Annotated in this window: 4 protein-coding genes and 2 pseudogenes; 4 read left to right on the top strand and 2 right to left on the bottom strand. The window is 35.1% G+C overall.

Annotation, left to right across the window (positions count from 1 at the left end; all coding sequences use genetic code 11):
* The first annotated feature begins 729 nt into the window (after positions 1–729).
* The gene (locus tag WBQ70_RS00390; protein ID WP_423908996.1) at positions 730–960 is read left to right on the top strand and encodes a hypothetical protein; all 231 of its coding nucleotides are present in this window, start codon (positions 730–732) and stop codon (positions 958–960) included.
* Complete coding sequence (locus tag WBQ70_RS00385) at positions 950–1,297, top strand: type II toxin-antitoxin system PemK/MazF family toxin (RefSeq protein ID WP_423908993.1); 348 nt, start codon at positions 950–952, stop codon at positions 1,295–1,297. The genes WBQ70_RS00390 and WBQ70_RS00385 overlap by 11 nt, the downstream gene beginning before the upstream one ends.
* A gap of 218 nt (positions 1,298–1,515) precedes the next feature.
* Here the strand turns inward: WBQ70_RS00385 and WBQ70_RS00380 are convergent.
* Positions 1,516–1,713 (bottom strand): annotated as a pseudogene (locus WBQ70_RS00380) (IS91 family transposase); the annotation flags it as partial.
* Between the two features lie 842 nt (positions 1,714–2,555).
* On the opposite strand from WBQ70_RS00380, the gene WBQ70_RS00375 reads away from it, so the two are divergent.
* Together WBQ70_RS00375 and WBQ70_RS00370 are read left to right on the top strand one after the other, a co-directional pair.
* Positions 2,556–2,801, top strand: coding sequence for a type II toxin-antitoxin system ParD family antitoxin (locus WBQ70_RS00375; protein ID WP_423908990.1), 246 nt, complete (start codon positions 2,556–2,558; stop codon positions 2,799–2,801).
* On the top strand, positions 2,801–3,100 hold the full coding sequence (locus tag WBQ70_RS00370) for a type II toxin-antitoxin system RelE/ParE family toxin (RefSeq protein ID WP_423908988.1): 300 nt from the start codon (positions 2,801–2,803) through the stop codon (positions 3,098–3,100). The genes WBQ70_RS00375 and WBQ70_RS00370 overlap by 1 nt, the downstream gene beginning before the upstream one ends.
* A 120-nt stretch (positions 3,101–3,220) precedes the next feature.
* Here the strand turns inward: WBQ70_RS00370 and WBQ70_RS00365 are convergent.
* Positions 3,221–3,347 (bottom strand): annotated as a pseudogene (locus tag WBQ70_RS00365) (transposase); the annotation flags it as partial.

Here is a 3,347-nt window from a genome sequence, read left to right as displayed (position 1 = left end):
ATAACTTGCGCTATTCCGTTAGAAATTAAGAACCACTTGCGTTCTGTCCTTCCTTCTTGGTGAGTCCTCCACACTTTTCTGTGGCTCGTTTCCAAACAAGTACTATGACTTCTGCTGACTTCTTTGCTTAACCAACTCGTGGTTGCAAAGACCTCCCCTGGTACAGCCCTCTTTCCTTCATCCAATTCCTGCGACATCTACTGAAATACGATTTTGGTAATCTTCGGACGTTGCAATGCTGTGCTTGCTTATCCTCGTATAACAGCCTCTTATGCCGTTTCTGCTTGGTTTATCCTGAGCGAAGCCGAAGGGTCAGTACCGGATTTTGTCGTCTCGCTTCCTTCAGTTCTGGCTTCGCAGCCAACAACCTTGCGACGTACTAATGATTCGGGTTTTCAATCCGCTCATAAGGGACTTGCACCCTCTGGAAAAATAACACACTGTAAGATTTGTTTTCTAATTCGAAATTTGTATTTTCGAATTTTTATTCAAACTTACAGTGTGGGTCCTGCTCATGCAGGGCACACACACACGTTTGGCAAGATTGCAAATTATGTGGTAAATTCACGTTTTCGTTTCGCAAGAGATTTTATCTTAACCGAAAATACTCGGTTACGAAGTTCGCAACCACGTCAACCGCCATAACGTTGGCGTTTATGCGAAAAAAAATCGCAATCAATAAATTTATATCATGAAAAGATATACCTTTGTGATATCAAATTAAAATATATGAAAACAGTATCACTTAAAATAGACGATTCAATATTTGGAGAAACTGAAAAAATTCTTTCAAGAATCAGTATTCCAAGAAATAGATATATAAACGAAGCAATAGAATATTACAACAAAGTTCAGAAAAGACAATTTCTAGAAAAACGGCTAAAAGCTGAATCTGAATTAGTCAAAAAAGAGTCAATGAAAATTTTAAAAGACTTTGAAAAAATTGACTATGCAGATTAATCAATATGAAATTTGGATTGCTGACTTAAATCCTCAAATAGGAACTGAAGCAGGTAAATCTAGACCTGTACTAATTGTACAGACAAATTTATTAAATAAAATATCACATCCATCTACAATTGTTTGTCCAATAACTACAAATATCCAAGAAGATTCTGATATTTTAAGAGTTCATCTTAAAAAAGGAATGGCGAATTTGCATGAGAATTGTGATATAATGATTGATCAAATTCGTGCAATTGATAATAAAAGATTAATAAAAAAAGTAGGGAAATTACCGATTGATTTAATAGAAAAAATAAAAGAAAATATAACGATAATTATTGATCTAGAATAAGCACAACCGCCAAACAGCTAGAGTTTCGTTGCGTGCGAAGCACGAACAATGAAACTCGTGTTGAACGGAACCATTCAACATCCATCCCTATGGGATTATCGTTAAATGAGTTTTAAGAATTTCAAGAGGCTATTTCGCCTCTTTTTTTTGCAGTAAATTTTAATGAGGTTTTTTAGTGTTTTCCTTCACTCTTGGACATAAATACCCTTACCCATAAATTAGCTTTTACAGGAATTTGGATTTTGGCTACTGCCAAGATACCTAGCAGGCAGACCACGCTGATCAAAAACCGTTATTCGGTGTAAATTCCCAGTTTTACAGCAGGGACATTGGGGCAAAAAGGGCTTCTTCTCTCGCTTTTCCAGTACTTTCACTTTCAATTTCTCTTGTAACATCTTCAATTTTTGACGCTTCCAATATTCGAAAGATTGGAAGATATTAAAATTGAAAATTGGATTGTAAGTAAATAATACTTCTGCCAATCGAGAAGACGGCTCCGCCAGAAACTTACGGAGTGTGCCTCTCACACCACATAGCCCTTCGACTTCGCACAGGATCAACCAAGCAAGTCACGTAGTCGGCGGTTCGTTATCCATCATCTAATGGCTCTTTACACCCATTGGGCTATCTGCGACTTTATAAATAAGCTAAGAATATCTTTCTTATTTTAATTTTACAGAAAATAACGTTCTGTCCTTCCTTGTGGGTGAGTCCTCCACACTTTTCTGTGGCTCGTTTCCAAACAAGTGCTATGACTTCTGCTGACTTCTTTGCCTAACCAACTCGTGGTTGCAAAGACCTCCCCTGGTACAGCCCTTTTTCCTTCATCCAATCACTAAAGCATCTACATCTAAAAAGTTTTGGTAATTCTTTGGACGTTACTATTGTTGACGCTTATCCCCTCTTAAATGCTTCTTCCTATGCAGTTTACTCATCCGTTTTTATTGTTTTTTGGTATTCCTGATACCGCTTCGCTACATTCTGTTCGTCAGTACCGGAACTTTTAAGGAATGTATTGCTCTCGCAATAATCTTCACTGCATACCTCACGGTAAACCAGCTTGCGACGTACAAAAACTAGCCGTGCAAAAAAGATTGCAAAAACAAGTATAAAATTATCAGTTTTCAGCAGCTGTCTTCAACTTTTCAACTACTTTATTTTTAGCAAAAAAATAAGACATTAGTTAGAACTTTTGCGGAAAACCAAAAAATTTGAATTTAATACCAATTATTGGTATATTTGTTTAAAAATAAAAATTATGGCGCGAAATACATCAATATTATTAGGAGACTATTTTGAAAACTTCATTAATGAACAAATTTCAACAGGAAAATATAGTTCGGTAAGTGAAGTTGTTAGAACTGCTTTAAGAATTTTTGAGCAAGAAGAAAATAAAAGAAAATCTTTAATCAATGACTTAAAAATTGGTGAAAAGAGTACTAAAATCAAAAATTTTGACCGCAATAAAAACCTTGAAATGCTAAAAGCTAATTTTCAAAAATAATGTCAGAGTATATAATCAGTGAAAAGGCATTAGAAGATATTAACAACATTTGGATTTATACAGCAGAAAATTGGTCAGTTGAACAAGCTGATAGATATTATAACCTAATTATTGACGAAATTGAATATATCGTACGTAATTTTGAAATGGCTCGGGACTTTGCAAAAATTAGAAAATCATACAGATATTCAAAGGTAAAATCACATATAATTTTCTTCAAAAAAGAGAAAACTAATGAAATTGAAATTATTAGAGTTATACACGAAAGAATGGATATTGAAAATAGATTAACGGAATAAATAAACAACCGAAACGCCAATAGCTAGCGTTTCGTTGGGTGCGAAGCATGAACAACGAAACCCGTGTTGAACGGAACGGATTACAATTCTGCAACACTATGCATTTAACGTTAAATTTTTGGTTTGATTATCGATGCTTTTTATTCGATGGTTGCTTATGGCGATTTTATGGGGATATCTCCCCAAATACCCCACCCCCCACTTAGAGCTACCAAAAAGTTTTTTGGCTAAAACGACCCAAGATTTT

This window comes from Flavobacterium sp. (assembly GCF_049590715.1).
Taxonomy (GTDB): Bacteria; Bacteroidota; Bacteroidia; order Flavobacteriales; family Flavobacteriaceae; genus Flavobacterium.
Note: the sequence above shows the minus strand (reverse complement) of the source record. Positions and strands in the feature narration are given on the sequence as shown.